23 protein-coding genes are annotated in these 25,933 nt (G+C 72.3%); 15 read left to right on the top strand and 8 right to left on the bottom strand.

Annotated elements, in window-relative coordinates:
* Window positions 1–158 precede the first annotated feature (158 nt).
* The 4 genes from OGL89_RS04535 (at window position 159) to OGL89_RS04520 (ending at window position 5,153) form a co-directional block, all read left to right on the top strand.
* Window positions 159–1,061 carry a sugar ABC transporter permease gene (locus OGL89_RS04535; protein ID WP_263118745.1) on the top strand — a complete coding sequence of 301 codons (903 nt, stop codon included), beginning with the start codon at window positions 159–161 and terminating at the stop codon, window positions 1,059–1,061.
* Window positions 1,062–1,063: 2 nt separating this feature from the next.
* Window positions 1,064–1,954, top strand: a complete 891-nt coding sequence (locus OGL89_RS04530; RefSeq protein WP_263118688.1) for a carbohydrate ABC transporter permease — start codon at window positions 1,064–1,066, stop codon at window positions 1,952–1,954.
* 52 nt (window positions 1,955–2,006) lie between these two features.
* Window positions 2,007–3,311, top strand: coding sequence for a sugar ABC transporter substrate-binding protein (locus OGL89_RS04525; RefSeq protein ID WP_263118687.1), 1,305 nt, complete (start codon window positions 2,007–2,009; stop codon window positions 3,309–3,311).
* A 78-nt stretch (window positions 3,312–3,389) separates the two neighbouring features.
* On the top strand, window positions 3,390–5,153 hold the full coding sequence (locus OGL89_RS04520; protein ID WP_263118686.1) for a beta-galactosidase family protein: 1,764 nt from the start codon (window positions 3,390–3,392) through the stop codon (window positions 5,151–5,153).
* A 57-nt stretch (window positions 5,154–5,210) separates the two neighbouring features.
* On the opposite strand, the gene mtnN is transcribed toward OGL89_RS04520, so the two are convergent.
* The 5 genes from mtnN to OGL89_RS04495 all read right to left on the bottom strand — a co-directional run bounded on the left by mtnN (window position 5,211) and on the right by OGL89_RS04495 (window position 9,808).
* The gene (gene mtnN, locus OGL89_RS04515; RefSeq protein ID WP_263118685.1) at window positions 5,211–5,951 is read right to left on the bottom strand and encodes a 5'-methylthioadenosine/S-adenosylhomocysteine nucleosidase; all 741 of its coding nucleotides are present in this window, start codon (window positions 5,949–5,951) and stop codon (window positions 5,211–5,213) included.
* Entirely contained in the window at window positions 5,948–6,400 is a 453-nt protein-coding gene (locus tag OGL89_RS04510; RefSeq protein ID WP_263118744.1) for an S-ribosylhomocysteine lyase, read from the bottom strand. Before OGL89_RS04510 ends, mtnN begins: the two co-directional genes overlap by 4 nt.
* A 123-nt stretch (window positions 6,401–6,523) precedes the next feature.
* Window positions 6,524–7,450 (bottom strand): DNA-3-methyladenine glycosylase 2 family protein, encoded by a 927-nt coding sequence (locus OGL89_RS04505; RefSeq protein ID WP_263118684.1) that lies wholly within the window; start codon window positions 7,448–7,450, stop codon window positions 6,524–6,526.
* 46 nt (window positions 7,451–7,496) lie between these two features.
* Window positions 7,497–8,453: an alpha/beta hydrolase gene (locus tag OGL89_RS04500; protein WP_263118682.1), complete on the bottom strand. Its 957-nt coding sequence runs from the start codon at window positions 8,451–8,453 to the stop codon at window positions 7,497–7,499.
* Window positions 8,450–9,808 carry an MFS transporter gene (locus tag OGL89_RS04495; protein ID WP_263118681.1) on the bottom strand — a complete coding sequence of 453 codons (1,359 nt, stop codon included), beginning with the start codon at window positions 9,806–9,808 and terminating at the stop codon, window positions 8,450–8,452. Before OGL89_RS04495 ends, OGL89_RS04500 begins: the two co-directional genes overlap by 4 nt.
* A 92-nt stretch (window positions 9,809–9,900) precedes the next feature.
* Here OGL89_RS04495 and OGL89_RS04490 point away from each other — a divergent pair, with 92 nt between their 5' ends.
* Complete coding sequence (locus tag OGL89_RS04490) at window positions 9,901–10,725, top strand: DUF72 domain-containing protein (protein WP_263118680.1); 825 nt, start codon at window positions 9,901–9,903, stop codon at window positions 10,723–10,725.
* Here the strand turns inward: OGL89_RS04490 and OGL89_RS04485 are convergent.
* Window positions 10,722–11,132, bottom strand: coding sequence for a S4 domain-containing protein (locus tag OGL89_RS04485; RefSeq protein WP_263118679.1), 411 nt, complete (start codon window positions 11,130–11,132; stop codon window positions 10,722–10,724). The two genes, OGL89_RS04490 and OGL89_RS04485, sit on opposite strands and share 4 nt — an antisense overlap.
* Window positions 11,129–12,133: a 2-dehydropantoate 2-reductase N-terminal domain-containing protein gene (locus OGL89_RS17110; RefSeq protein ID WP_263118678.1), complete on the bottom strand. Its 1,005-nt coding sequence runs from the start codon at window positions 12,131–12,133 to the stop codon at window positions 11,129–11,131. Before OGL89_RS17110 ends, OGL89_RS04485 begins: the two co-directional genes overlap by 4 nt.
* Window positions 12,134–12,214: 81 nt before the next feature.
* On the opposite strand from OGL89_RS17110, the gene OGL89_RS04475 reads away from it, so the two are divergent.
* The 3 genes from OGL89_RS04475 (at window position 12,215) to OGL89_RS04465 (ending at window position 16,641) form a co-directional block, all read left to right on the top strand.
* Window positions 12,215–13,438, top strand: coding sequence for an amidohydrolase (locus tag OGL89_RS04475; RefSeq protein WP_263118677.1), 1,224 nt, complete (start codon window positions 12,215–12,217; stop codon window positions 13,436–13,438).
* A gap of 159 nt (window positions 13,439–13,597) precedes the next feature.
* A complete protein-coding gene (locus OGL89_RS04470; RefSeq protein WP_263118676.1) occupies window positions 13,598–14,911 on the top strand; it encodes a S1C family serine protease in 1,314 nt (437 codons plus the stop codon).
* Window positions 14,912–15,126: 215 nt separating this feature from the next.
* Entirely contained in the window at window positions 15,127–16,641 is a 1,515-nt protein-coding gene (locus OGL89_RS04465; protein ID WP_263118675.1) for an alpha-N-arabinofuranosidase, read from the top strand.
* A 54-nt stretch (window positions 16,642–16,695) separates the two neighbouring features.
* On the opposite strand, the gene pgi is transcribed toward OGL89_RS04465, so the two are convergent.
* Window positions 16,696–18,375: a glucose-6-phosphate isomerase gene (pgi, locus tag OGL89_RS04460; protein WP_263118674.1), complete on the bottom strand. Its 1,680-nt coding sequence runs from the start codon at window positions 18,373–18,375 to the stop codon at window positions 16,696–16,698.
* A 182-nt stretch (window positions 18,376–18,557) separates the two neighbouring features.
* Here pgi and OGL89_RS04455 point away from each other — a divergent pair, with 182 nt between their 5' ends.
* From OGL89_RS04455 to nagB, 7 genes are all read left to right on the top strand, one after another.
* Window positions 18,558–19,415 (top strand): PfkB family carbohydrate kinase, encoded by an 858-nt coding sequence (locus OGL89_RS04455; protein WP_263118743.1) that lies wholly within the window; start codon window positions 18,558–18,560, stop codon window positions 19,413–19,415.
* Window positions 19,416–19,656: 241 nt separating this feature from the next.
* Window positions 19,657–20,850, top strand: coding sequence for an ROK family transcriptional regulator (locus OGL89_RS04450; protein WP_263118673.1), 1,194 nt, complete (start codon window positions 19,657–19,659; stop codon window positions 20,848–20,850).
* Window positions 20,851–20,935: 85 nt separating this feature from the next.
* The gene (locus tag OGL89_RS04445; RefSeq protein ID WP_263118672.1) at window positions 20,936–22,219 is read left to right on the top strand and encodes an extracellular solute-binding protein; all 1,284 of its coding nucleotides are present in this window, start codon (window positions 20,936–20,938) and stop codon (window positions 22,217–22,219) included.
* Between the two features lie 83 nt (window positions 22,220–22,302).
* Window positions 22,303–23,265 carry a sugar ABC transporter permease gene (locus tag OGL89_RS04440; protein ID WP_263118671.1) on the top strand — a complete coding sequence of 321 codons (963 nt, stop codon included), beginning with the start codon at window positions 22,303–22,305 and terminating at the stop codon, window positions 23,263–23,265.
* Window positions 23,265–24,200 (top strand): carbohydrate ABC transporter permease, encoded by a 936-nt coding sequence (locus OGL89_RS04435; RefSeq protein WP_263118670.1) that lies wholly within the window; start codon window positions 23,265–23,267, stop codon window positions 24,198–24,200. Before OGL89_RS04440 ends, OGL89_RS04435 begins: the two co-directional genes overlap by 1 nt.
* A gap of 2 nt (window positions 24,201–24,202) precedes the next feature.
* Window positions 24,203–25,168 carry an ROK family protein gene (locus tag OGL89_RS04430; RefSeq protein WP_346770675.1) on the top strand — a complete coding sequence of 322 codons (966 nt, stop codon included), beginning with the start codon at window positions 24,203–24,205 and terminating at the stop codon, window positions 25,166–25,168.
* On the top strand, window positions 25,168–25,933 hold a 766-nt coding region (gene nagB, locus OGL89_RS04425; protein ID WP_263118669.1), incomplete at its 3' end, for a glucosamine-6-phosphate deaminase. The genes OGL89_RS04430 and nagB, both read left to right, overlap by 1 nt.

Raw genomic sequence — 25,933 nt, 5'->3', positions numbered from 1 at the left:
CGTCATCATTTCGTGACCTGTGGATCCCGGCGGTGCTGTTGACGCCGTTCGGCGGGCTGTGGCAGCGTGACGCCGCGCCGGATGTTGACGTCAACATCTGCCCCGAAGGAGTGGCTCACGTGACGCAGACCGTCCCATCCGCCCTGGCGGACCCCGCCGTGGCGGCCTCGACACGTCCCGGCCCCCGGCGTCGCGGCGTGGCCCGACGCTGGACCGGTTGGGGGTTCGTCGGGCCGTTCATGATCGTGTTCGCGCTGGTCTTCCTGGCGCCGATCGCCTATTCGATCTACCTCAGCCTGTTCCGGCAGCAGCTGGTCGGCGGCAACGCGTTCGTCGGACTGGAGAACTACAGCCGGGCGCTCAGCGACCCGCAGCTCTGGTCGGCGGCCGGGCGGGTGTCCCTGTTCCTCGTGGTGCAGGTGCCGATCATGCTCGGCATCGCGCTGCTGGTGGCCCTGGCCATCGACTCCGGGCGGTTGTACGGCAGCGGGTTCTTCCGGATCTCGATCTTCCTGCCCTACGCGGTCCCCGCCGTGGTCGCCACTCTGATGTGGGGCTTCATGTACGGCACCCGGTTCGGCCTGATCGGGAACATCAACGACGCGTTCGGGATCAGCCTGCCGAACCCGCTGTCACCGGACCTGGTGCTGGCCTCGATCGGCAACATCGTGACCTGGGAGTTCGTCGGCTACAACATGCTGATCTTCTACTCGGCGCTCCGGGTCATCCCGCACAGCCTGTACGAGGCGGCGGAGATCGACGGCGCCGGGCAGTGGCGGATCATCTCCGCGATCAAGCTCCCGGCGATCCGCGGCGCGCTGGTGATCGCGACCATCTTCTCGATCATCGGGTCGTTCCAGCTGTTCAACGAGCCGAGCATCCTGCAGTCGCTGGCGCCCAACGCGATCACGACCTCCTTCACCCCGAACCTCTACGCCTACTCGCTGGGCTTCTCCGGCCAGCAGTACAACTACTCGGCGACCGTGGCGATCATCATGGGCCTGCTCACGATGGTCATCGCCTACGTCGTCCAGCTCCGCGGCATGCGGAAGGAAGCGTGACGATGAGCGCCACCGCCCTGCGCACCCCCAAGCTCCGCCCGGACAAGCCTCGCGCCCGGCGCAGCCCGCTGCTGACCGTGCTCACCGCGATCGTGCTGCTCTACAGCCTGGTCCCGCTGGCGTGGCTGCTGATCAACGCGACCAAGTCCCAGAACGCGCTCTTCGACTCGTTCGGCCTGTGGTTCAGCGGCGACTTCGCGCTGTTCAGCAACATCGCGGACACGCTCACCTACTCCGGCGGCATCTTCGTCCGCTGGCTGCTCAACACGATCCTGTACGTGGTGGTCGGCGCCGGGGGAGCCACCCTGCTCGCCGTGCTGGGCGGCTACGGACTGGCCAAGTTCCGGTTCCCGGGCAAGAAGGCGGTGTTCGCGACCGTGATCGGCGCGGTCGCCGTGCCCGGCACCGCTCTGGCGGTCCCGACCTTCCTGATGTTCAGCAAGATGGGGATCACCAACACCCCGTGGTCGGTGATCATCCCCTCGCTGATCTCCCCGTTCGGGCTGTACCTGATGTGGACCTTCGCGGCAGAGGCGATCCCGACCGAGCTGATGGAGGCCGCTCGGGTCGACGGCGCCAGCGAGGCCCGGACCTTCGGCCAGATCAGCCTGCCGCTGCTCGGCCCCGGCATCGTCACGGTGCTGCTGTTCACCATGGTCGCGACCTGGAACAACTACTTCCTGCCGCTGATCATGCTCAAGGACCCGGACTGGTATCCGCTCACCCTCGGCCTGAACGCGTGGAACGCGCAGGCCACCACCGCCGGTGGCCAGGCGATCTTCAACCTGGTGATCACCGGTGCGCTGCTCACGATCCTGCCGCTGATCGCCGCCTTCCTGCTGCTGCAGCGGTACTGGCAGTCCGGCCTGGCGGCCGGGTCCGTCAAGGAATGACACCCCACCCGCACTGCCCCCTTTCTGACAACGATGTGAGAGGACCCCTGTCATGACCCTTTCCACTCTCTGGCGCAGCGCCGCCGTGGTCGGCGCGCTCGCGCTCGGCCTCACCGCCTGCTCCGGCGGCTCCGACTCCGGCGGCGACTCCAGCGACTCGGCCGACGGCGGCTCGCTGACCGTCTGGGCCTGGGACAACACGGTCGAGCCGATCGCCGAGCAGTACATGGCGGAGAACCCGGACGTCACGATCGACGTGGTGAACGCCGGGACCGGCAACGACCAGTACACCGCGCTGCAGAACGCGGTCGCCGCGGGATCCGGAGTGCCGGACATCGCGCAGATCGAGTACTACGCGCTGCCGCAGTTCGCGCTCGGCGGCGCGCTCGCCGACCTGTCCGACCTGGGCGCCTCCGACCTGGACGGCACCTTCAGCCCCGGCCCGTGGAACGCGGTGCAGTCCGGCGGCGGGATCTACGGTCTGCCGGCCGACTCCGGGCCGATGGCGCTGTTCTACAACACCACGGTGTTCGAGAAGTACGGCATCGAGATCCCGACCACCTGGGACGAGTACGTCGCGGCCGCGCAGGCCCTGCACGCGGCCGACCCGAACGTCTACATCACCAACGACACCGGCGACGCGGGCTTCACCACCAGCATGATCTGGCAGGCCGGCGGTCAGCCGTACACCGTGGACGACACCGACGTCACGGTGGACTTCAGCGACGACGGCTCGCAGAAGTTCGCCGACCTGTGGCAGCAGCTGATCGACGACGACCTGCTCGCCCCGATCAGCTCCTGGTCCGACGAGTGGTACCAGGGCCTGGGCAACGGCACGATCGCCACCCTGACCATCGGCGCCTGGATGCCCGGCAACCTGGAGTCCGGCGTGGCGCAGGCCTCCGGGCAGTGGCGGGTGGCCCCGATGCCGCAGTGGGAGGCCGGGGACTCGGCCACCGCCGAGAACGGCGGCTCCGGCCTGTCGGTGACCGAGGCGTCGGCGAACAAGGAACTCGCCTACGACTTCCTGCACTACGCCACGGTCGGCGACGGCGTGGCCACCCGGATCGAGATGGGCGGCTTCCCGGCCACCACCGCCGACCTGCAGTCCGACGAGTTCCTGAACAAGGAGTTCGACTACTTCGGCGGCCAGAAGATCAACGAGGTGCTGTCCCAGTCGGCCGCGGACGTGGTCGAGGGCTGGCAGTACCTGCCGTACCAGGTGTACGCGAACAGCATCTTCAACGACACCGTCGGTCAGGCCTACGTCTCCGGCACCACGCTGAGCGAGGGGCTGGCCGACTGGCAGCAGAAGACCATCGACTACGGCAACGAGCAGGGCTTCACGGTCGACTGACCGCTGACGCCCAGGGGGCCGGCCGCCCGGGGAACGGCGGCCGGCCCCACCCCAGCCACACCGAGGAGCGAGACACCGATGGGCAGCAGGTTCGAGATCGGCGAGCGGGACTTCCTGCTGGACGGCGAGCCGTTCCAGGTCATCTCCGGTGCGCTGCACTACTTCCGGATCCACCCCGACCAGTGGGCGGACCGGATCCGGAAGGCCCGGTTGATGGGCCTGAACACGATCGAGACCTACGTCGCCTGGAACTTCCACGCGCCGCGGCCGGGGGAGTTCGACCTGACCGGGCAGCGCGACCTGGGCCGGTTCCTCGACCTGGTCGCCGCCGAGGGGCTGTACGCCATCGTCCGGCCGGGCCCGTACATCTGCGCGGAGTGGACCGGCGGCGGGCTGCCCGGCTGGCTGCTGGCGGACCCGGAGGTCGGGGTCCGGCGGCACGAGCCGCGCTACCTGACCGCCATCGCGGAGTACTACGACCAGCATCTGCCGTTGGTCGCCGGCCGGCAGATCACCCGCGGCGGTCCGGTGATCGCGGTCCAGGTGGAGAACGAGTACGGCGCCTACGGCGAGGACGCCGAGTACCTGCGCGCGCTGATCAAGCTGGTCCAGGGCCACGGGATCACGGTGCCGCTGCTCAGCTGCGACCAGGCCGACGACGTCATGCAGCAGCGCGGGTCGCTCCCGGAGCTGCACCGCACCATCACCTTCGGCTCCCGGGCGACCGAGCGGCTCGCGCTGCTCCGGCGCCACCAGCCGACCGGCCCGCTGATGTGCATGGAGTTCTGGAACGGCTGGTTCGACTCCTGGGGCCAGCACCACCACGTCGCGCCGCCGGAGACCAACGCGCAGGACCTGGACGACCTGTTGGCCCAGGGCGCGTCGGTGAACCTCTACATGTTCCACGGCGGCACGAACTTCGGCTTCACCAACGGTGCCAACGACAAGGGCACCTACCTGCCGATCACCACCAGCTACGACTACGACGCCCCGCTGGCCGAGCACGGTGCGCCGACCGCCAAGTACCACGCGATGCGGGAGGTGATCGCCCGGTACGCACCGGTGCCGGACGAACTGCCGGAGCCCGCACCCGCCGCCCCCGAGCTGGTGGTGCGACTGGACACCGCACAGTCCCTGCTGGACGCACTGGACGCCGGGTCGTTGGGGGAGCAGCGGGTCTGGGACCGGCTGCCGACCATGGACGACGCCGAGCAGTGGGACGGCCTGATCGCCTACCGCACCACGATCACCGCCGAGGACGCCGTCCTCACCGTGGGCGAGGTCCGCGACCGCGCGCTGGTGCTGCTGGACGGGGAACCGGTCGGGGTGCTGTCCCGGACCGCGCACGACCGCACGCTGCCACTGCCCCGCCGGGCGGGGGAGCTCACCGTCCTGGTCGAGGACCAGGGCCGGGTCAACTACGGACCCCGGATCGGGGAGCCCAAGGGGCTGATCGGCGGAGCGCGCACCGCGGTCCGGGAGCTGACCGACTGGCTGACGGTGTCGTTGCGGCTGGACTCGTTGAGCCCCGAGCTGCTGGGCGGCCTCGCTCCGGTCCCGGACGCGCCCCTCGCCGGGCCGGTCCTGGTCCGGGGCGTCTTCGACACCGTCGCCGGGGCGGATCACTTCCTGCGCACCGACGGGTGGGGGAAGGGGCTGGTCTGGGTGAACGGGTTCCTGCTCGGACGGTACTGGTCCGCCTCCCCGACCGGGACGATGTACGTGCCCGGGCCGCTGCTGCGGGCCGAGGGGAACGAGATCGTGCTGGTGGAGCTGCACGGGACGGCGGCACCGCGGGTCGCTTTCGTGGCCGGGCCGGACCTGGGCTCCAGCGAGGAGTGACCGGAGGCGACCGCCCCGAACTCCCGATCGGGGTTCCGGGGCGGTCGCCGACGGGGGTCAGCCCGCGACCGGGCTCCGCTCCGCGAGGCGCGCGAGCAGCCCGGCGACCACGGTCGCGGAACGGTCCGCGGCGTCGTCGACGTGGGTGAGGAAGTCGTCCGCGCCCGCGGGGCCGCACAGGTCGGAGATCCCGCGCACCGCCAGGAAGGGCACGCCGTAGACGTGCGCGACCTGCGCCAGGGCGGTGGTCTCCATGTCGGTGGACAGCCCGGACGGGAACTGCTCCCGCACCGGTCCGACCAGCGACGCGTCCACGAACTGGTCCCCGGAGAGCATCAGCCCGGTCCGCAGGGTCAGGTCGCCGACCTCGGCGGCCAGGGCGGCGCGGCGCAGCTCCGGGTCCCCGGTGTAGACCGCGGGCATGCCCGGCACCTGGCCGAGCGCGTAGCCGAACGCCCGGGCGTCCGCCCCGGTGAACAGGTGCTCGGTGCCGATCACGACCTCGCCGACGTGCACCCCGGCCTGCACTCCGCCGGCGGTCCCGGCGGAGAGCAGCACGGCGTCCTGGTTCCCGGCCGCGTTCACCAGCACCAGGGCGGCGGAGGCGGCCGAGGCGGCGTTCGCCAGGCCGATCCCGCCGCGCACCAGCAGCACCGGCACGCCGCCGAGCTCGATCTCGTGGTGCTCGGCACCGCCGACGGTGACCGGCTCGGCGATGTGGTCCGCCCGTTCCAGGAACGGGGCGGCCTCGTCCGGCATCGCGACCGCGACTACGGCGCGCACATGGGTCAGGCTCATGCGGTGACCTGGCTCCACTCGCCGCGGTGGGCGAGGAAGGTCGTCGCCGCCTCCTGCGCGCCGGTCAGGGTGTGGTTCGCGCCCCAGCCGCACTGGACCTCGTTGGCGGCGGGGACCTCGGTGGCGGTGGTGATGTCCTGGAGGGTCGACGCGACCAGCTCCTCGACCTCCTCCTGGGCCCACTCGCCCTGCAGGATCAGGTAGAACCCGGTCTGGCAGCCCATCGGGGAGAAGTCGATCACCCGGTCGGAGTGGTTGCGGGAGTGCTCGGCGAACATGTGCTCCAGGGAGTGCACCACCGGCATCTCCAGGTGGGCCTGGTTCGGCTGCGCGAAGCGCACGTCGAACTTGCTGATCACGTCACCGGCCGGCAGCACCTTCTTGTCCGCGAGCCGGATGTACGGCGCGACGACGGTGCGGTGGTCCAGGTTGAACGACTCGACGTTCATGCGGGGCTGGTTCACGGTGGGATTCCTCTGCTCGGGACTGACCGATCCATTGTGCAGCGTGCGGACCTGCGGCGGCATTCCCGGTCCATGCGCGTGCCCGATCAGCCCCATGCGTGCGCCCGATCAGCCGAACCGCGCCGCCCGTCGGGGCCGGGGCCGGTCGCGGCCGCCCGTCCGGTGCTCGACCAGCTCCAGCAGCCGGACCACCCGGCCCCGGTGCGGCGCCCACGGCGACAGGGCGGCCAGCACCTCGTCCTGCTCGACCCGGCGACCGACCGCCGCGCCGACGAGTCGTGGCAGGTGCAGGTCTCCGACCGACACCGCGTCCGGGTCGCCGAGCACCCGGCGGGCGACCTCCGCGGCGGTCCAGACCCCGATCCCCGGGACCACGCACATCCGGCGGGTCAGCTCCGCGGTCGACCCCAGGTCCACCGCCTGCTCCAGCCGGGCCGCCACCGAGGCGACCCGGCGGATCGCACCGGTCCGGGCGCCGTCCACCCCGGCACGCCGCCAGTCCCAGACCGGGACCTCCCGCCAGCCCGCGGCGTCCGGCGGCACCCGCATCCCCTCCGGCGCCGGTCCGGGCGCGATCGTCCCGTGCCGCCGGACGAGGAACCGCCAGGCGGAGTGGGCGTCGACGGAGACCACGCGCTGCTCCAGGACGGCGGGCACCAACGCACCGAACAGGTCCAGGCTGCGGGTCATCCGCAGGCCCGGCATGCTCCGCGCGGCACGGTGCAGGCCCAGGTGACCGGCCGGGTCGAAGGTGCGCGGGTCGTCGTGCCGGCCGAGCAGGTCGGGCAGGGTGTCCAGCACCCGGGCGGCGCCGGGGCCCCAGGCGGTGCCGGTGACCTCGTCCGGGACCGCGGTCAGTCGCAGGGTGGCCGGGCCGTCCGTGGTGCGCACGGTGCGCCAGATCGCGCCGTCGGCGGTGCGCTGGAACGCCGGGTCGCCGCCGCCACGGCGCAGGGCGAGCAGCGTCAGCCGGAGGTCGAGCGGACCCTCCGGCCGGTGACGGCGGGACAGCGGTCCCCCGGATGACACGGACACGGGGCCAGGATGCCGGACGCCGCCCACACCGGGGACATCGCGCAGGTCAGGCGGCCCGCTCGGCCAGGTTCTGCCGCACCCAGCCGAACATCCGGGTCAGGTAGAGCTCGCGCGGGGCGTCCGCGGACAGGGTCAGGTCGTGGATCCCGCCGGGGACGCGGAGCTCGGTCACGTCGGGCCCGAGCCGGGGGCTGCGCGCCCAGATCTGGCGCACGTCCAGCACGGTGTCCTGCGCGTCCAGCAGCGGGTTGTCCAACCGGTTCGGGCCGGACTCCGCCGCGGTGGCGACCAGCACCGGCGCGTCGATCCCGAGTCCGCGGGCGAGTCGTGCCTGGCCACGCCGGACCGCCCGCAGCCAGCCCGCGCGGACCGGGAACCCGTCCGGCGGCTTGAGGCCCAGGTCGTAGTCCCAGCGACCGCCGTGGTCACGATGCAGGTGGTACGAGTACGCCGACGGGCCGTCCGCGATCACCCGGTCCCGGTCCAGCGGCCCCAGGGTGTCCAGCACCCAGGTCGAGACCACCCGCTGGAACCAGCGGGCGTTCAGGTCGAACCACGGGCTGTCCAGCACCAGCGCGTCCACCGCCTCCCGTCCCGCGGGGCTGGCCGACCACAAGGCGGCGGTCAACCCGCCGGTGGAGTGCCCGTGCAGCACCACGCGGTCGTGGCCCAGCGAGCGCAGCCACCGGGTCGCCAGGGCCAGGTCCACCCGGTACTCGGCCAGGTCGTCCACCACGTGCGCCAGCTGGCCCGGACGCCAGGACCGGCCGCAGCGCCGCAGGTCCAGCGCGTAGAACGCCAGCCCCGTGTCGGCCGCGGCCCGGGCCAGGTGGGTCTGGAAGAAGTAGTCGTTGAAGCCGTGCACGTGCAGCATCGCCGCCCCGGCGTCCTGCGCACCGTGCCGGACCAGGGTGGCCACCAGCTCCGGATCGCGGACCGAGACGGGCAGGGTGGCCTGCTGCCACCCGTCGCCGAGCGGGTCCGGCCGCCACTCCAGGCTCACGCGGCGGCCCGGGGACGCACCGCGAGCAGCAGCCCGCACCCGATCGCGATCACCAGCACGATGCCCAGGATGCCCCACCGCTGACTGCCGGACACACCCACCGCCACCGAGAACGCCAGCGGGGACAGGAAGCTCGCCGCCCGCCCGGTGGTGGCGTACAACCCGAACATCGCGCTCTCCCGCCCCGCCGGGGTGACCCGCAGCAGCAGGCTCCGGCTCGCGGACTGCGCCGGTCCGACGAACAGGCAGAGCAGCAGGCCGCACACCCAGAACGCCGACTGGCCGACGTCCGCCAGCGCGAAGGTCGCGATCCCGGTGAGCACCAGGCCGACCAGGGCGGCCAGCACGATCCGGCGCGAGCCCAGCACGTCGTCCCACCGCCCGCAGGCCAGCGTCGCGACCCCCGCCACCACGTTCGCCGCCACCGCGAAGACCAGCACCCCGGAGGCGCTGAACCCGAACGTCCCGGAGGCGATCACCGCGCCGAAGGTGAACACGCCGGTCAGCCCGTCCCGGTACACCGCGCTCGCCAGCAGGAAGCCGACCGTCCCGCGCAGGCCGCCCGCCTCCCGCCACAGCGCGCGCAGATCCCCGGCCACCCGGCGGTAGCTCTCGATCAGCCCGACCCTCGGCGCCCCGGCCACCACGCCGGGCTCCGGCACCGCGATCAGGACCGGCACCGCGAACACGCCGAACCAGACCGCCGACGCCAGCACGGCCGCCCGGATGTTCGCGCCGCCCTCCGCGGTCACCCCGAACCAGCCGACCTCCGGCTGCACGAACCCGACCAGCAGCACCGCCAGCAGCACGATCCCGCCCAGGTACCCCGCGCCCCAGCCCAGGCCGCTGACCCGGCCGACCGTCGCCGGGGTGGACACGGTGGACAGCAGCGCGTTGTAGTGCACCGACGCCAGCTCGAAGGTCACGGTGCCCACCGCGAGCAGGGCGATCCCGGCCAGCAGGTTCGCGGTCAGGGCGTCGGGGTCCGGCACGATCAGCGCCATCGCCGCGCAGGCCAGCACGGTCAGGCCGGTGTGCCAGGCGAGCGCCCGCCGCCGGTGTCCGGTGCCGTCCGCCCGGCGGCCCAGCGCGGGGGCCAGCACCGCGACCAGGACGCCGGCCGCGGTCAGCCCCCAGCCCAGCCAGGACGAGTGCCGGGCCAGCTCACGGTCCAGCGCGTCCCCGGACAGTCCCGGTGCGGCGAAGGCGTCGCTGGTCAGCCAGCGGGTGAAGACGAAGGTGGTCACCACCGCGTTGAACGCCGCGGACCCCCAGTCCCAGGCGGCCCAGGCCGCGACCCGGCGGCGGGGGATGGCGGGGGCGTCGGCGACTGCTGCTTCAGGGGACACGGCCATGGTGTACCGCCTCCGTCCGTCCGGCCGGTGAACAGCGGATGGCTGACCGGTGCGGTTGCTGGGCCAGGCTGCGCTGCCTAGCGTCGGCGATCATGGCAGGCCAGGTCCGCATCGGCATCTCCGGCTGGCGGTATGCGCCGTGGCGCGGCGAGTTCTACCCGCCCGGGCTGCCACAGCGCGCCGAGCTGGCGTACGCCGCCGAGCGGATGACCGCGATCGAGATCAACGGCTCGTTCTACGCCCTGCAGAAGCCCGCGTCCTACCGGCAGTGGCTGACCCAGGTGCCGCCGGGCTTCCGGTTCAGCGTCAAGGGCCCGCGCTTCATCACCCACCTGAAGAAGCTGGCGGACGCGCGCACCCCGCTGGCCAACTTCTTCGCCTCCGGGGTGCTCGCGCTCGGACCCGCCCTCGGGCCGGTGCTCTGGCAGCTTCCGCCGAGTCTGGGCTACCACCCGGAGCGGCTGCGCGCCTTCGCGGCCGACCTGCCCCGGACCACCGTCGAGGCCGCCGCCCTGGCCCGGGAGCACGACGAGCGGCTCGACGGCGAGGGCCGTGCGTGGATCGAGACCGAGGCGGACCGGCCGCTGCGGCACGTGATCGAGGTCCGGCACGACTCGTTCCGGACACTGGAGTTCCCTGCCCTGCTGCGGGAGCTCGGTCTCGGGCTCGTGGTCGCCGACACCGCCGGACGGTGGCCCTACCTGGAGGACGTCACCGCCGACCTGGTCTACGTCCGGCTGCACGGCGACACCGAGCTGTACGCCTCCGGCTACGACGACCCGGCGCTGGACCGCTGGGCGGAGCGGGTGCGGTCGTGGTCCGGGCAGGGGCTGGACGTCTGGGCGTTCTTCGACAACGACACCAAGGTCCGCGCGCCCCGGGACGCCATGGCACTGATCGACCGGGCGGGACGCTAGCGCTCGCGGCCCCGCAGCCGGTCGATCTCCCGGCGCTCGCGCTTGGTCGGCCGCCCCGCACCCCGGTCGCGCTGTGCCGCCACCGCCACCTGCTCCCGGGGCGGCGGGGGCGGGGTGTCGTCGCGGAAGCACTGCACCGCCACCGCCGGACCGACCCGGCGCTCGATCACCGCGCGCACCACCACGATCCGCTCCGGGCCGTCACCGCGGACCCGGACCTCGTCCCCGACCTTGACCCCGGTGGCGGGTTTGGCGCGCTCCCCGTTGACCTTGACGTGCCCGGCACGGCACGCGCTCGCCGCGGCCGCCCGGGTCCTGGTCAGCCGCACCGCCCACACCCACCGGTCCACCCGGGTGCTGGGCGGTCCCGGCGGCACGGCGGGGACGGGCGGTGTGCTCTGGGTCATCGGGCCTCGGCCAGCAGCTCCGCCGCGTCGTGGCCACCCGCTCCGGCGCCGGAGGCCGCCGCCTGCTCGACCCGGCGCAGCAGCACCGCGTTCACCGGGGTCGGCACCCCGTGCAACCGACCCAGCAGCACGACCTCGCCGTTCAGCCAGTTCACCTCCACCGAGCCCGCGCCGCGCTGCAACGACTGCCAGGTCGACCCGCCGCCGCGCGGCTGCCCCGGCAGGTCCACCAGCGTGTAGCCCTCCCGGGCGGCGGCCTGCTCGTCCTCACCGGTCCAGGCGATCCCGGCGGCGGTCAGCACCCGCTCCGCCTCCCCGGTGGCGGCCGTCAGCAGCTCACGCGCGGCGTCGTTGCCGCGCAGCGGACCGCACAGCGCCTCGACCGCGTTCCCCAGGTTCGACAGCAGCTTGGCGTACTTCCAGGCCAGCACGTCCGGCACCACCGGCGCCCGGAACCCCGCGGCGGTCAGGTCCTCCGAGACCGTTGCGAGATCGCCGTCGGTGGGATCGCCCACCGGCACCGTCCCGAGCGTCAGCACCCCGGCGACCGGCGCACCGGCCGCGGAGACCCGGCCCGGCTCCAGGAACGTCGCGGGCAGCCAGACGCACATCCCCGCCACCCGGTCGAACCGCCGCAGCGCGGTCCGCTCGTTGTCCACACCGTTCTGCGCCAGCACCAGCAGCAGCTCCCGCGCCGCCGTCCGCTCCGGGTCGCCGTCCACCGGCCGGTCCGCCCAGTCCGCCAGCGTCGCCGCCGTGTCCTGGCTCTTCACCGCCAGGACCAGCACGTCGCCGGTCCGGAGCTCCAGCTCCTGCGGCCCGCCCGCGGTCGGGGCGTGCAGCACCCGGGCGCCGGACGGTGTGGTCAGGTGCAGGCCCTGCTCGCGCAGCGCGGCCAGGTGCGCCCCCCGGGCGACCAGGAGCACCTCCTGTCCCGCCTCGTGCAGCAGCCCGCCGATGGTCCCGCCGACCGCGCCGGCGCCGATGATCACGTATCGCACGCAGGTCACGGTGCCACAGCGCCGGACCGCAGGACAGTCGTGCGGCGATCACGATCCCGGATGACGGCCTACGGTGGTCCCATGACTCACACCTCCCTCGTCGCCGTCACCGGCGGCCGCGTCGTCCCCGTGTCCGCACCCGTGATCGAGGGCGGCACCGTCCTGATCCGGGACGGGAAGATCGAGGCGGTCGGCGCCGACGTCGCTGTCCCCGCCGACGCCCGGGTGGTCGACGCCACCGGGAAGTGGGTGCTGCCCGGCTTCATCGAGTCGCACGGGCACGTCGGCATCCACGAGGAGGGCCTGGGCTGGGCCGGGAACGACACCAACGAGATGACCGGGCCGAACATGGCCGGGGTCCGTGCGCTGGACGCGATCGACATCGAGGACGAGGGCTTCCGGGACGCGCTGTCCGGCGGCATCACCTCGGTGGTGGTGAAGCCGGGCTCGGGCAACCCGATCGGCGGGCAGACCGTGGCGATCAAGACCTGGGGCGGCCGGACGGTCGACGAGCAGGTGATCTCGGCCGCGGTCAGCGTGAAGGCGGCGCTGGGCGAGAACCCGAAGCGGGTGTACGGGGACAAGAAGCAGACCCCCTCCACCCGGCTGGGCGTGGCCTACGTCATCCGGCAGGCGTTCACCGAGGCGCAGCACTACCGCGCCGCCAAGGCCGCGGCCGAGGCGAAGGGGGAGCCGTTCAAGGAGGACCTGACCCTGGACACCCTGGCCCGGGTGCTGGACGGCGAGCTGGTCTGGGACCAGCACACCCACCGCCACGACGACATCGCCACGGCGATCCGGCTGTCGGAGGAGTTCGGCTACCGGCTGGTCGTCAACCACGGCACCGAGGGCAACAAGATCGCCGACGTGTTGGCGGAGAAGGACATCCCGGTGATCTACGGACCGACCTTCACCTCCCGGTCCAAGGTCGAGCTGAAGGACCGTGCGGTCACGAACCTGGTCGACATGGTCAAGGCCGGCGTCCGGGTCGCGATCACCACCGACCACCCGGTGGTGCCGATCAACTTCCTGATCCACCAGGCCACGCTCGCGGTGAAGGACGGGCTGGCGCCGGAGGTGGCGATCGAGGCGCTGACCGTGAACCCGGCGTCGTTCCTGGGCCTGGACGGCCGGATCGGCGCACTGGAGCCGGGCCGGGACGGCGACGTCGTGGTGTGGTCGACCGACCCGCTGGACGTGCACGCCCGCGCCGAGCACGTGCTGATCGAGGGCCGGACGGTCTTCACCTGGTCCGAGGCCGAGGGCGCACGCACCGTGGAGCGGTCGGAGCGCTTCGCCGGCTGAGCGGTCCGGGAGCGGCGGGGCGGTGCGGGAGCGATCCTGTGCCGCCCCGCTCACGTTCATGGGCGACTCCCAGGAAAGCCCCAGCGCTTCTTCGGGTACGCGCCGTCTACTGAATGCCGTCGACGCCACTGGGGCGCCGTTCCGCAGGAGGTAGGAACCATGGAGCAGCAGCCGCAGGAGCCGCAGCAGCACAACCCGCAGCAGCCGTACGCCCCGCAGCAGCCCTCTGCCGCGCCGCAGCCGGTCGCCGTCCTGGAGACCACCCGGCCGCGTCGTCGCCGCACCGCCGTCGCGCTCTTCGCCTCCGGCGTGCTGTCCCTCGGGCTGATCGGCGGCGGGATGGGCCTCGGCGCCGCCCTGGCCCACAACGGCACCGACCTCACCGTGGCGCCCAGCACCGACACCGGGACCGACACCCAGCAGGGCACCACCCAGGACCAGCTGCCGAGCTACGGCTCCTTCGGTCAGCAGACGGCGCCCGGCCAGCAGGGGCAGCAGGACCAGCAGTCCCAGGGCTCCACCTCCGGCAGCAGCTCGCTGGACGTGACCGAGGCAACCGCCGAGCAGTCCCAGGGCGTCGTCCTGATCAACACGGTGCTGGGCTACGCCTCCGCGGAGGCCGCGGGCTCGGGCATCGTGATGACCTCGGACGGCCTGATCCTGACCAACAACCACGTGATCGAGGGCTCGACCGAGATCACCGTCACCGTGCCGGAGACCGGCGCGACCTACACCGCCACGGTGGTCGGCACCGACGCCACCGCGGACATCGCGGTGCTGCAGTTGCAGGACGCCTCCGGTCTGACCACCGCCACGGTGGACGACGACGGCGACCCCGCGGTGGGCGACACCGTCACCGCGGTGGGCAACGCCGAGGGCGGCGGCACCCTGATGGCCGCCAGCGGCGCGGTCACCGCGCTGGAGCAGTCGATCACCACCCAGTCCGAGGGCGTGTCCGCGGGCGAGTCGCTGACCAACCTGATCCAGGTGGACGCCGACGTGGTCTCCGGTGACTCCGGCGGCGCGCTGCTGGACGACGAGGGCGAGGTCGTCGGCATCACCACCGCGGCGTCCTCCGGCTCCTCGGACATCACCGGGTACGCGATCCCGATCGAGGACGCGCTGACGGTGGCCAAGCAGATCGTCTCCGGCGAGGCCTCCGACACCGTCACCATCGGCCTGCCGGCCTTCCTGGGCGTGCAGCTGTCGACGTCCAGCACCGGCCTGCCCGGTGCGACCGGGACGGGTGCCGTGCTCGGCGGCGTGATCGAGGACACCCCGGCCGCGGAGGCCGGTCTGGTCGCCGGTGACACCATCACCGCGGTGGACGGCACCACGGTGACCTCCGGCGACGAGCTGAGCGCCGCGCTGGCCGAGTACGCCCCCGGCGACCAGGTGACGCTGACCTGGACCACGGCGGCCGGTGCCACCCAGACCGCGACGGTGACCCTGATCGAGGGCCCCGCCGCCTGAGTCGGCCGGCCGGCGCCGGGCGACCTCCCTCCCCACGCCGTCCGTCCGTCGGACCCCGCACCCAGCCCCCGGGTGCGGGGTCCTCCCTCGTCCTCCGGCCTCGTGTCGGCAGAGTGCTTTACATCGATGTAGAACTGCGGCACAGTGAAGTCGCCGGGAGCCCCGGCCCCCGCCCCGCACCGTCGCGGCGCGGCTTCACCACGGAAGGACCCAGCGTGTCCGCACCCACCGCACGTCTCACCGTCGACCCCGCCCTGATCGTCTCGCCGGTCCGCCCGCGCACCTTCGGCTCCTTCGTCGAGCACCTGGGGCGCTGCGTCTACACCGGCATCCACGACCCGGCCCATCCCTCCGCCGACGCCGACGGCTTCCGCCAGGACGTGATCGACCTGGTCCGCGAGCTGGGTGTCACCACCGTCCGGTACCCGGGCGGCAACTTCGTCTCCGGCTATCGCTGGGAGGACGGTGTCGGGCCGCAGGAGGACCGTCCGGCCCGGCTCGACCTGGCGTGGCACTCGATGGAGCCCAACCGGGTCGGCACCGACGAGTTCATGCGCTGGGCGGCCAAGGCGGGGGTCGAGCCGATGATGGCGGTGAACCTGGGCACCAGGGGCGTGCTGGAGGCGGTCGACCTCCTCGACTACTGCAACGGCACCGCCCCGACCGCCCTGGCCGAGCAGCGCCGGGCCAACGGCGGCGAGCAGCCCTACGGCGTGCGGATGTGGTGCCTCGGGAACGAGATGGACGGTCCCTGGCAGACCGGGCACAAGACCGCCCACGAGTACGGCCGGATCGCCGCCGAGGCCGGTCGCGCGATGCGCCAGGTGGATCCGGGGCTGGAACTGGTCGCCTGCGGCTCCTCGGGCCCGACCATGGACACCTTCGGCGAGTGGGAACGCCAGGTGCTCACCGAGTGCTACGACCAGGTCGACTACATCTCGATCCACCGTTACTACGAGGAGACCGACGGCGACTTGGCCAGCTTCCTCGGCTCGGCGGTCGACATGGACGCCTTCATCGAGGACGTGGTGGCCACCGCCGACGGCGTGCGCGCCGCGCTCAAGCGGGAGAAGCGGATCCAGCTGTCCTTCGACGAGTGGAACGTCTGGTACCAGTCCCGCGCCGAGTCGATCGTGCCCTCCGGCGACGACTGGCCGGTCGCCCCGCCGCTGCTGGAGGACCAGTACAACGCCGCCGACGCGGTCGTGGTGGCCAACCTGCTGATCAGCCTGCTCCGGCACAACGACCGGGTGCACGCCGCCTGCCAGGCTCAGCTGGTGAACGTGATCGCCCCGATCATGACCGAGCCCGGCGGCCGGGCCTGGAAGCAGACGATCTTCCACCCGTTCGCCCAGATCGCCGCCCTGGCCACCGGCGAGGTGCTGGACGTGCGCCCGACCTCGATCACCTTCCCGACCGCCCAGCACGGGGAGGTCGCCGCGGTCGACGCGGTCGCGACCTGGGACGAGGCCGCCGGCACCGGGTCGGTGCTGGTGGTCAACCGGCACCCGGAGCAGGCCACCGGGCTGAGCGTCGACCTGTCCCGGTTCGGCGACGTGCGGATCACCGCGGCCACCACGCTGCATGCCGACGACCCCTACACCAGCAACACCGCGGACGACCCGGAGCGCGTGGTCCCGGTGGGTCGTGACGACGTGACGCTGGTCGACGGGGTGGTCTCGCTCGACCTGCCCGCGGTGTCGTTCTCCACCCTGGCGTTCAGCCGCTGAGACGACCGAGGGGCCCGACCGGACGTCCGGTCGGGCCCCTCGCGGGTGCGGGACTCAGCCGCGCAGCTCCAGGTACTTCGCGATCAGCGCCCGGGTGGACGGGTCCTGACCGGCCAGCGCGTCGGTGTCGCCCTCGACCGCCGGGGCGATCTCCAGCGCGAGCTTCTTGCCCAGCTCGACGCCCCACTGGTCGAAGGAGTCGATCCCCCAGACCACGCCCTGCACGAACGTGATGTGCTCGTAGAGCGCGATCAGCTGGCCCAGCACCGACGGGGTCAGCGCCGGGGCCAGGATCGAGGTGGTCGGTCGGTTGCCGGAGAACACCCGGGCCGGGACGATCTCCTCCGGGGTGCCCTCGGCCCGGACCTCGTCGGCGGTCTTGCCGAAGGCCAGCGCCTTGGTCTGCGCGAAGTAGTTCGCCAGGAACAGGGCGTGCACGTCGGTGCCGTCGTCCTTCAGCGGGTGGGCCGGGGTGGCCACCGCGATGAAGTCCGCCGGGATCAGCCGGGTGCCCTGGTGGATCAGCTGGTAGAACGCGTGCTGGCCGTTCGTGCCGGGCTCGCCCCAGAACACCTCACCGGTCTCGGTGGTGACCGGGGTGCCGTCCCAGCGGACCGACTTGCCGTTCGACTCCATGGTCAGCTGCTGCAGGTACGCCGGGAACCGGTGCAGGTACTGGGCGTAGGGCAGCACCGCGTGGGTGTGCGCGTCCAGGAAGTTGACGTACCAGACGTTCAGCAGGCCCATCAGCACCGGCACGTTCTGCGCGAACGGGGTGGTGCGGACGTGCTCGTCGACAGCGTGGAAGCCGGCCAGGAAGTCCGCGAAGCCCTCCGGGCCGATCGCGATCGCCAGCGAGGTGCCGATCGCCGAGTCCACCGAGTAGCGACCGCCGACCCAGTCCCAGAAGCCGAACGCGTTCTCGGGATCGATCCCGAAGGCGGCGACCTTGTCCAGCGCGGTCGACACCGCGACGAAGTGCTTCGCCACGGCGCCGGTGCGGGCGTCCTCGGTGTCCTCGATCGCCCCGGCGGCGGCGAGCTCGCGCCACAGCCAGTCCCGGGCCAGCCGGGCGTTCGTCAGGGTCTCCAGCGTGCCGAACGTCTTGGAGGCCACGATGAACAGCGTGGTGGCCGGGTCCAGGTCCTTGACCTTCTCCGCCAGGTCGGTCGGGTCGATGTTCGACACGAACCGCAGCTCCAGGCCGTCCTGGACGGAGGGCTTGAGCGCCTCGTAGGCCATCACGGGGCCGAGGTCGGACCCGCCGATGCCGATGTTCACCACGGTGGCGACCCGCTCGCCGGTCACGCCGGTCCACTCGCCGGAGCGCACCTTGTCCGCGAAGGCGTAGACCTTGGCCAGCACCTCGTGCACGTCGTGGTCGACGTCCTGGCCGTCCACGACCAGCCCCGGGGTCGCGTCCGCCGGACGGCGCAGCGCCGTGTGCAGCACCGCGCGGTCCTCGGTCACGTTGATGTGCTCACCGGCGAACATCGCGGCCAGGCGACCGGACAGGTCCACCTCGTCCGCGAGCCGGGTCAGCAGCTCCAGCGTCTCGTCCGTGATCAGGTTCTTGGACAGGTCGACGTGCAGGTCGCCGACCTGGCGGCTGAAGCGGGCGGCTCGCTCGGCGTCGGCGGCGAACCAGCCGCGCAGATCCGGGGTCAGCCCGTCGCGGTGCGCGGCCAGGGCGGTCCACGCGCCGGTGGTGGTCGCGTCGATGGGTGTGCTCACAGTTGTCCCTCTCGAGTGCACAGTGCGTCGGGGTCAACCGTAGTCGCGCCCGGGTGCGGTGTGCCCGGGACCGATCCCGGGCTGCGGGGCGGGCGAGGCGCACGACGGCGGCCGCGGAGCCCCAGAAGCCGGCCTCGGTGCGCGCTGGCGCCCGGACACGGCAGGCTGGGCGGGTGGACGCGATGCTGCTGTGCTGCGGATTGGTCACCCTGGACGTGACGCAGGTGGTGGAGGCCGTGCCCGGCCCGGACCAGAAGGTGGTCGCGGACGGGCTGGAGGTGACCTTCGGCGGCCCGGCGGCGAACGCGGCGGCGACGGCGGTGGCGCTGGGCGTGCCCACCCGGCTGGTGACCGCGATCGGCACCGGTGCGGTGGCCGACCTGGTACGGGCCGAACTGCGCGGCGCGGACGTCGCCGCGGTGGACCTGGCCGAGGGGCTGGACGCCCGGCCGCCGGTGTCGACGGTGCTGGTCACCCGGTCCACGGGGCAGCGCGCGGTCGCGTCGGTGAACGCGGTCGGGATGCCGGGTCTCACGGCACCGGACCGGGCGGTGCTGGACGGGGTGAGCGCGCTGCTGGTGGACGGGCACCACCTGGGTGCGGCGGTGCCGTTGGCGGCCGGGGCCCGGCGGCGGGGGATCCCGGTGGTGCTGGACGGCGGGTCGTGGAAGCCGGGACTGGGGGAGTTGCTCGCCCAGGTCGACCACGCGGTGCTGTCGGCGGACTTCGCGCTGCCGGACCCGGACCCGGACGGGGACGTGCTGGACGACGTGCTCGTGCGCTGGCCGGTGGTGTCGGCGGCGCGGTCGGCGGGCGCCGGCCCCGTCCGGCTGCGAGGACGGGAGGGTCCGCCGGTGGTGGTGGCGGTCGACACGGTCCGGGAGGTGGTGGACACCCTCGGTGCCGGCGACGTCCTGCACGGCGCGGTGGCGGCCGGACTGGCCCGGGGGAGCGGGATCGCCGACGCGCTCCGCGCCGGGGTCGAGGTGGCGACGCGATCGGTGCGGTACCCCGGCGCGCGGGGGTGGACGCGAGCCTGAGAGCCGGGTCCACCACCCAGTTCGTCGCGCGATGCACCCGGGGGGCGGTCGCGGAGCACTCAGGGAGCGTGCGGCGGGCACCGGGGGCACCGTTGCCCAGCTCGGAGCCACGACCTGCGGAAACGCGCGCGAAACGAGGTCCCGGGGTCAGATGTCGGCCCGGTGAATCCCCGGTCACGCTTCGGTCACGGTTGCCTGAACCCCTTGCGTCGTAGTTTGTAAGGAAGCTTCACTAACAAACATGACCACAGCGACGCGGTCGGCCGACCGCCCTGCTCCTCGGGGAGTCGGGCGGACCCTGCGACCCACCGGCAAAGTGCTCCCGGAGCACGGCCGCGCGCACAACCGCTCGCTGGTCCTGCAACACCTCTTCCACAACGGCCCGTCGTCCCGTGCCGACCTCGCCCGGAGCACCGGGCTGACCCGGGTGACGATCTCCGACCTGGTGTCCGTGCTGATCTCCGAGGGGTTGGTCGCCGAGCTCGGCATCCGTCCGGAGGGCCGGGTCGGCAAGCCCGCCACGCTGGTCGGGATGCGGACCGAGGACTTCCACGTGCTGGCGGTCGACCTGGCCGACGACGCCAGGCTGCGCGGCGCGGTGATGACTCTGACCGGCACCGTGGTCGCCCGCCGGTCCGCCTCGCTGGACGGCCGCACCGGCACCGCCGCGGTCACCGTGCTCGAGGACCTCTGCCGCGACCTGCTGTCCGACGGCGCGAGCCGGCCCGTGATCGGGATCGGGATCGGGTCGCCGGGCGTGATCGACCCGCGCGGCGTGGTGATCTCCGCGCCGAACCGGGCCTGGTACGACCTGCCGCTGGCCGCGGACCTGACCGCCACCCTGGGCGTGCCGGTCTACGTGGCCAACGACGCCAACACCCGCGCGCTGGGGGAGTACACCTACGGCGGTGCGGGGGGAGCGGGGCTGATGGTGGTCACGGTCGGACAGGGCGTCGGTGCCGGCATCGTGCTGGACGGCGTGCTGGTCCGTGGCCCGAACAGCGCCGCCGGGGAGATCGGCCACGTCACCGTGGTCGACGACCGCGATCTGCGGGCCGGCGACCCCGAACCGCTGCTGTGCGCCTGCGGGCGGCACGGCTGCCTGGAGACGCTGCTCTCCCTGTCCGCGCTGCGCCGGGCCACCACCGGCCGCGCGATCGAGGACTCCGACGCCGTGCTGGCGTCGGTGGGACGGAAGCTGGGCGTGGCCCTGGCCCCCGTCGTCAGTGCGCTGAACCTCTCCGAGGTCCTGCTCTCCGGCCCCCCGGAGCTGCTCGACGGACCGCTGAGGGACGCCGCGCTCGCCACCGTCCGGGACCGGACCATGCCCCTGATCGGGCAGGACCTGATCATCCGGACGGGCTCGTTGGACGAGGACGGGGCGCTGTCCGGCGCCGCCGCCCTGGTCCTGAACGGCCAGCTCGGAGTGACGTGACCACTCCGAGCCGGCCTTGTGCAGTGCTGGTTTCAACCCGGCGACGCCAACCGGCGCTCGCCTCGCATCTGGGAGGAACACCAACGTGAAGATCGTACGTATGGCGGCCGTCGGTGCGGCGGCGGCGCTCGCGCTGACCGCATGCTCGTCCGGTGGATCGGGTGGCGGCGAGAGCACCTCGAGTGGCGATGGCGCCACGGTCAAGGTGTGGCTCGTCGGCTCGGACACCCCCGACGAGGCCCGTGACTACCTGAAGACCACCTTCGAGGACGAGAACCCGGGCTCCACGCTCGTCATCGAGGAGCAGCAGTGGGACGGCCTGGTGGACAAGCTGTCCCAGGCGATGACCAGCGAGAAGACCTCGCCGCAGATCGTGGAGGTCGGCAACACCCAGTCGACGACCTTCACCTCCGCCGGCGCGTTCACCCCGCTGGACGACAAGTACGAGGAGCTGGGCGGCGACGACCTGCTCTCCGGCTTCGTGGACATCGGCACCTACGACGACACCCTGTACGCCGTGCCCTACTACGCGGGATCCCGGCTGGTCTTCTACTCGAAGTCCGCCTACGAGGCCGCCGGGGTCGAGGTCCCGACCACCCTCGACGAGTACATCGAGGACGGCAAGACGCTCAAGGCCGCGAACGCGGACACCGCCAACTACTCGGGCATCTGGTACCCCGGACAGGACTGGCGCAACGGCCTGCCGTTCATCTGGTCCGAGGGCGGCGACCTCGCGGTCGAGGAGGACGGTCAGTGGGTCGGGGCGATCAACACCCCCGAGTCGGTCGCCGGCCTGGAGAAGGTCCAGGACATCATGCTGAACGCGAACGGCGCCGCGCCGGACGCCAAGGAGACCGACCCGCAGATCCCGTGGTGCGCCGGTGAGGTCGCCACCCTGTCCGCTCCGGGCTGGGTGCAGGGCTCCCTGATCAGCGCGGACAACGGCGGCTGCCCGGACTCCGAGTCCGACATCGGCGTCTACGCCCTGCCGGGTGCCTCCGCCGACGAGACCGCTCCGGTGTTCCTCGGCGGCTCGAACATCGCCATCCCGGCCCAGGCCGCGAACCAGGACCTGGCCTACAAGGCGATGCAGATCATGCTCTCCGACGAGTACCAGACCATCCTGGCCAAGGCCGGTCTGACCCCGGCCAAGGTCTCGCTGGCCTCGGAGATGGGTGACACCCCGGTGGCCCAGGCCGCTGCCAAGGCCGCGGAGAACGTGAAGCTCACCCCGGTCGCACCGGGCTGGTCGAACGTGGAGTCCGACCTGATCATGGAGACCCTGTTCACCGAGCTCGCGCAGGGCAAGGACGTCCAGGAGGCGGCCGATACCGCGAACGACCAGATCACGGACGCACTGAACCGCTGATCACCGGTACCGCGGGGCCGTCGCGACGTCGACGGCCCCGCGGCACCCCCGCCGCTCGCCGTACCTCGCCCCAAGGACCGCCGATGTCTGTCTCCACCGCGCCGCCGCCGGCGCCACCCCGGGCCCCCAAGAAGCGCAGGATCCGTGACACCCGCGACCGCGGCGTCTCCTGGTCCGCGCTGGCCCTGCTCGTCCCCGCCGTCGCCGTGCTCGCCGTGTTCGTCGGGTACCCGCTGGTGCGGATGCTGATCTTCTCCTTCCAGGACTTCTCCCGGCAGAACAACCTGTTCTCCGGCAAGGCGCCGAACTGGGTCGGGTTCGACCAGTACCAGAAGGTGCTGACCGACGGTCAGTTCTGGGCGCTGATGGGCCGGTCCTTCGCGCTGATGGTCGTCCTGGTCGTGGCCACCATGACCCTGGGCATGCTGATCGCGCTGCTGATGAACCGGCTCGGCAAGGGCATGCGACTGCTGGTCAGCGTGGGCCTGCTGCTGGCCTGGGCGATGCCCGCCCTGACCTCCACCGTGATCTTCCAGTGGATGTTCGACACCTCCTACGGCGTCGTGAACTACGTCCTGACCACGATCGGGCTGGACTTCGACCGCTACGCCTGGCTCAGCCAGCCGCTGACCTTCTTCATGGTCGTGGTCTTCCTGGTCACCTGGCAGTCCGTCCCGTTCGTCGCCTTCACCCTGTTCGCGGGGCTGACCCAGGTGCCCGGCGAGGTGCTGGAGGCCGCGGAGCTGGACGGCGCCGGCCCGGTGCAGCGCTTCCGGCACGTCATCGTGCCGTTCATCAAGCCGGTGATCGCCGTGGTGCTCATGCTCCAGGTCATCTGGGACCTGCGGGTGTTCACCCAGGTGTACGCGCTGCGCCAGTCGTCGGCGGCGGCGAACACCGACGTGATCGGGACCTACATCTACCGCTACGGCGTGGCCCAGGGGAACTACTCCGAGGCCAGCGCGATCGCGGTGATCTTCGCGCTCATCATGCTCGGCCTCGCCTTCTTCTACATCCGTTCGCTGCTCCGGAACGAGGACGTGTGATGAGCACCGTCGACACCACCGCCCCGCTCGGCACCCGCCGGTCCACCGCCACCGACGCCGGGGCCGCCCGCAAGGCCGGCCGCACCACGCGCGGCAACCGGTCGCGCCGCGAGCGCCCGGGCTGGTTCCTGACCCTCTCGGCCGTCGTGGTCTTCCTGTGCTCGATCTTCCCGGTCTACTGGATGGTCAACAGCTCCTTCCTGCCGACCAACCGGATCCGCAGCACCACGCCGACGTTCTTCCCGGTCGACGGCACGTTCGAGAACTACCGGAAGATCTTCGCCGGGGAGACCAACTACCTGTTCGCCCCGGCGCTGCGGGTCAGCCTGCTGGTCGTGCTCGCCGTCCTGGTCGCCGCGCTCGTGTTCGGCTTCCTCGCCGCCCTCGCGGCCACCCGGTTCCGCTGGCGTGGCCGCAAGGTCTTCATCGTGACGATCCTCGCGGTCCAGATGATCCCGGGCGAGGCGATGATCATCTCGCTGTACTCCATGCTGCGGGATTGGAACCTGCTCGACCAGTTGTTCGGCCTGATCCTGGTCTACACCGCGTCGGTGCTGCCGTTCACGATCTGGACGCTGCGGGGCTTCGTCGCCGGTGTCCCGGCAGAGTTGGAGGAGGCCGCGCAGATCGACGGCTGCTCGAAGATCGGCGCCTTCGTACGGGTCACCTTCCCGTTGGTGGCGCCCGGTCTGATCTCGACCGGTGTGTTCGCGTTCATCCAGGCCTGGAACGAGTTCGTGCTCGCCCTGGTCGTGATGGAAAGCAACAAGACGTTGCCGATCTGGCTGCGCGCCCTGCAGGAAGCGACCAAGGGCACGGACTGGGGCACGGTGATGGCGGGCTCGACGCTGATCTCGATCCCGATCGTGATCTTCTTCCTCGTCGTCCAGGGGCGGATGACCTCGGGCATGGTCTCCGGAGCGGTGAAGGGCTGAACGTGAGAACCGACGACACCGGCTGGTCGGTGGGGCTGGACATCGGGGGGACCAAGACCCTCGCGGTGCTCCTCGACCCCACCGGCGCCCCCGGCGCCCAGGTCCGGCTGCCCACCGAGCGGGGTGCGGACGCCGTGGTGGACACCGCCGCGACCGCCGCCGCCGACCTGCTGGCCCGGGCCGACCTGGGAGCCGACCAGCTCACCGGGATCGGGATCGGTCTGCCCGGCATCGTGGACCCCGGCACCGGACGGGTCGAGCACGCGGTCAACCTGGGCATCGCCGCGGGCGTCCCGCTGGCCGACCTGGTCTCCCGGGCCCTGGACGGCCGGCTGAACGGGCGACGCGGCTCGGGGCCGGTCCCGGTCCGGCTGGAGAACGACCTGAACGCCGCGGCGCTCGGCGCGGCGCACCTGCGCGGTGACGACGACGGCGACTTGGCGTTCCTTGCGCTCGGCACCGGCCTGGCCGCCGGACTGGTGCTGGACGGCCGCCTGCACCGTGGGGCTGGCGGCGCCGCGGGCGAGATCGGCCACCTGATCTACCTGCCCGGGGGACGACCCTGCCCCTGTGGCCAGCACGGCTGCCTGGAGCAGTACGCCTCCGGATCCGCGCTGCGAGCGGCCTGGCCCGGCCCGGGGGACCGCCCCGCACCGGTCGCGCTGTTCGAGGCGGCGGCCGCGGGCGACCCGGCAGCCCTGGGTGTGCAGCAGGACTTCGCCGAGGCGGTGGCGACCGCGGTGCGGGTGCTGCTGCTGACCACCGACGTCGCCCACGTGGTGATCGGCGGCGGGGTGAGCGAACTGGGGGCTCCCCTGCTCCAGGTGGTGCGTGCCAGGCTGGACCACGCGGCCGGGACCTCACGGTTCCTGGCCTCGATGCGGATGGCGGAGCGGGTCGACCTCGCCCCGCGTGGAGTACCGGTGGGTGCCGTCGGCGCAGCGCTGGTCGGACGGAAGGAACCCTGATGGAGGTCATCATCGCCCCCGTGCCGGAACTGGCGCGGATCGCGGCCGATGCGGTGGAACGGGTGGTGCGCGCCGCGGACCACCCGGTGATCGGACTGGCGACCGGGTCCAGCCCGCTGGCCGTCTACGACGAGCTGGCGCGACGGCACACCGAGGAGGGGCTCTCCTTCGCCGGGGTGCAGGCGTTCATGCTCGACGAGTACGTCGGACTGCCCGCCGACCACCCGGAGCGGTACCGGAACGTGATCGACAAGGAGATCGCCTCCCGGATCGACATCGACCCCGCCGACGTGCACGGACCCGACGGCCTGGCCGAGGACATCCCCGCCGCCTGCGCCGCCTACGAGCAGGCCATCCTGGACGCGGGCGGCGTCGACGTGCAGATCCTCGGCATCGGCACCGACGGCCACGTCGCCTTCAACGAGCCCGGGTCCTCACTCGCGTCCCGGACCCGGATCAAGACCCTGACCCGGCAGACCCGCGAGGACAACGCCCGGTTCTTCGACGGCGACATCGACCAGGTGCCCGAGCACTGCCTCACCCAGGGACTGGCCACCATCATGTCCGCCCGCCACCTGGTCCTGCTGGCCATCGGCAAGGGCAAGGCCGAGGCGGTGCACCAGCTCGCCGAGGGCCCGGTCAGCGCGATGTGGCCCGGCACCGTCCTGCAGCACCACCCGCACGTCACCGTCCTGGTCGACGCCGCCGCCGCCAGCCGCCTGCAGCTCGCCAGCTACTACCGCGAGGCCTTCTCCGGCAAGCCCG

This window comes from Cellulomonas sp. RIT-PI-Y (genome assembly GCF_025642745.1).
Classification (GTDB): domain Bacteria; phylum Actinomycetota; class Actinomycetes; order Actinomycetales; family Cellulomonadaceae; genus Cellulomonas.
Note: the sequence above shows the minus strand (reverse complement) of the source record. Positions and strands in the feature narration are given on the sequence as shown.

Coding starts and splice junctions, on each gene's coding strand:
- OGL89_RS04475 (WP_263118677.1), top strand. CDS start 12,215: ATGACTCACACCTCCCTCGTCGCCGTCACCGGCGGCCGCGTCGTCCCC.
- mtnN (WP_263118685.1), bottom strand. CDS start 5,951: ATGAGCCTGACCCATGTGCGCGCCGTAGTCGCGGTCGCGATGCCGGAC.
- OGL89_RS04530 (WP_263118688.1), top strand. CDS start 1,064: ATGAGCGCCACCGCCCTGCGCACCCCCAAGCTCCGCCCGGACAAGCCT.
- OGL89_RS04470 (WP_263118676.1), top strand. CDS start 13,598: ATGGAGCAGCAGCCGCAGGAGCCGCAGCAGCACAACCCGCAGCAGCCG.
- OGL89_RS04525 (WP_263118687.1), top strand. CDS start 2,007: ATGACCCTTTCCACTCTCTGGCGCAGCGCCGCCGTGGTCGGCGCGCTC.
- OGL89_RS04510 (WP_263118744.1), bottom strand. CDS start 6,400: ATGAACGTCGAGTCGTTCAACCTGGACCACCGCACCGTCGTCGCGCCG.
- OGL89_RS04520 (WP_263118686.1), top strand. CDS start 3,390: ATGGGCAGCAGGTTCGAGATCGGCGAGCGGGACTTCCTGCTGGACGGC.
- OGL89_RS04495 (WP_263118681.1), bottom strand. CDS start 9,808: ATGGCCGTGTCCCCTGAAGCAGCAGTCGCCGACGCCCCCGCCATCCCC.
- OGL89_RS04455 (WP_263118743.1), top strand. CDS start 18,558: ATGCTGCTGTGCTGCGGATTGGTCACCCTGGACGTGACGCAGGTGGTG.
- OGL89_RS04440 (WP_263118671.1), top strand. CDS start 22,303: ATGTCTGTCTCCACCGCGCCGCCGCCGGCGCCACCCCGGGCCCCCAAG.
- OGL89_RS04485 (WP_263118679.1), bottom strand. CDS start 11,132: ATGACCCAGAGCACACCGCCCGTCCCCGCCGTGCCGCCGGGACCGCCC.
- OGL89_RS04490 (WP_263118680.1), top strand. CDS start 9,901: ATGGCAGGCCAGGTCCGCATCGGCATCTCCGGCTGGCGGTATGCGCCG.
- OGL89_RS04450 (WP_263118673.1), top strand. CDS start 19,657: ATGACCACAGCGACGCGGTCGGCCGACCGCCCTGCTCCTCGGGGAGTC.
- OGL89_RS04435 (WP_263118670.1), top strand. CDS start 23,265: ATGAGCACCGTCGACACCACCGCCCCGCTCGGCACCCGCCGGTCCACC.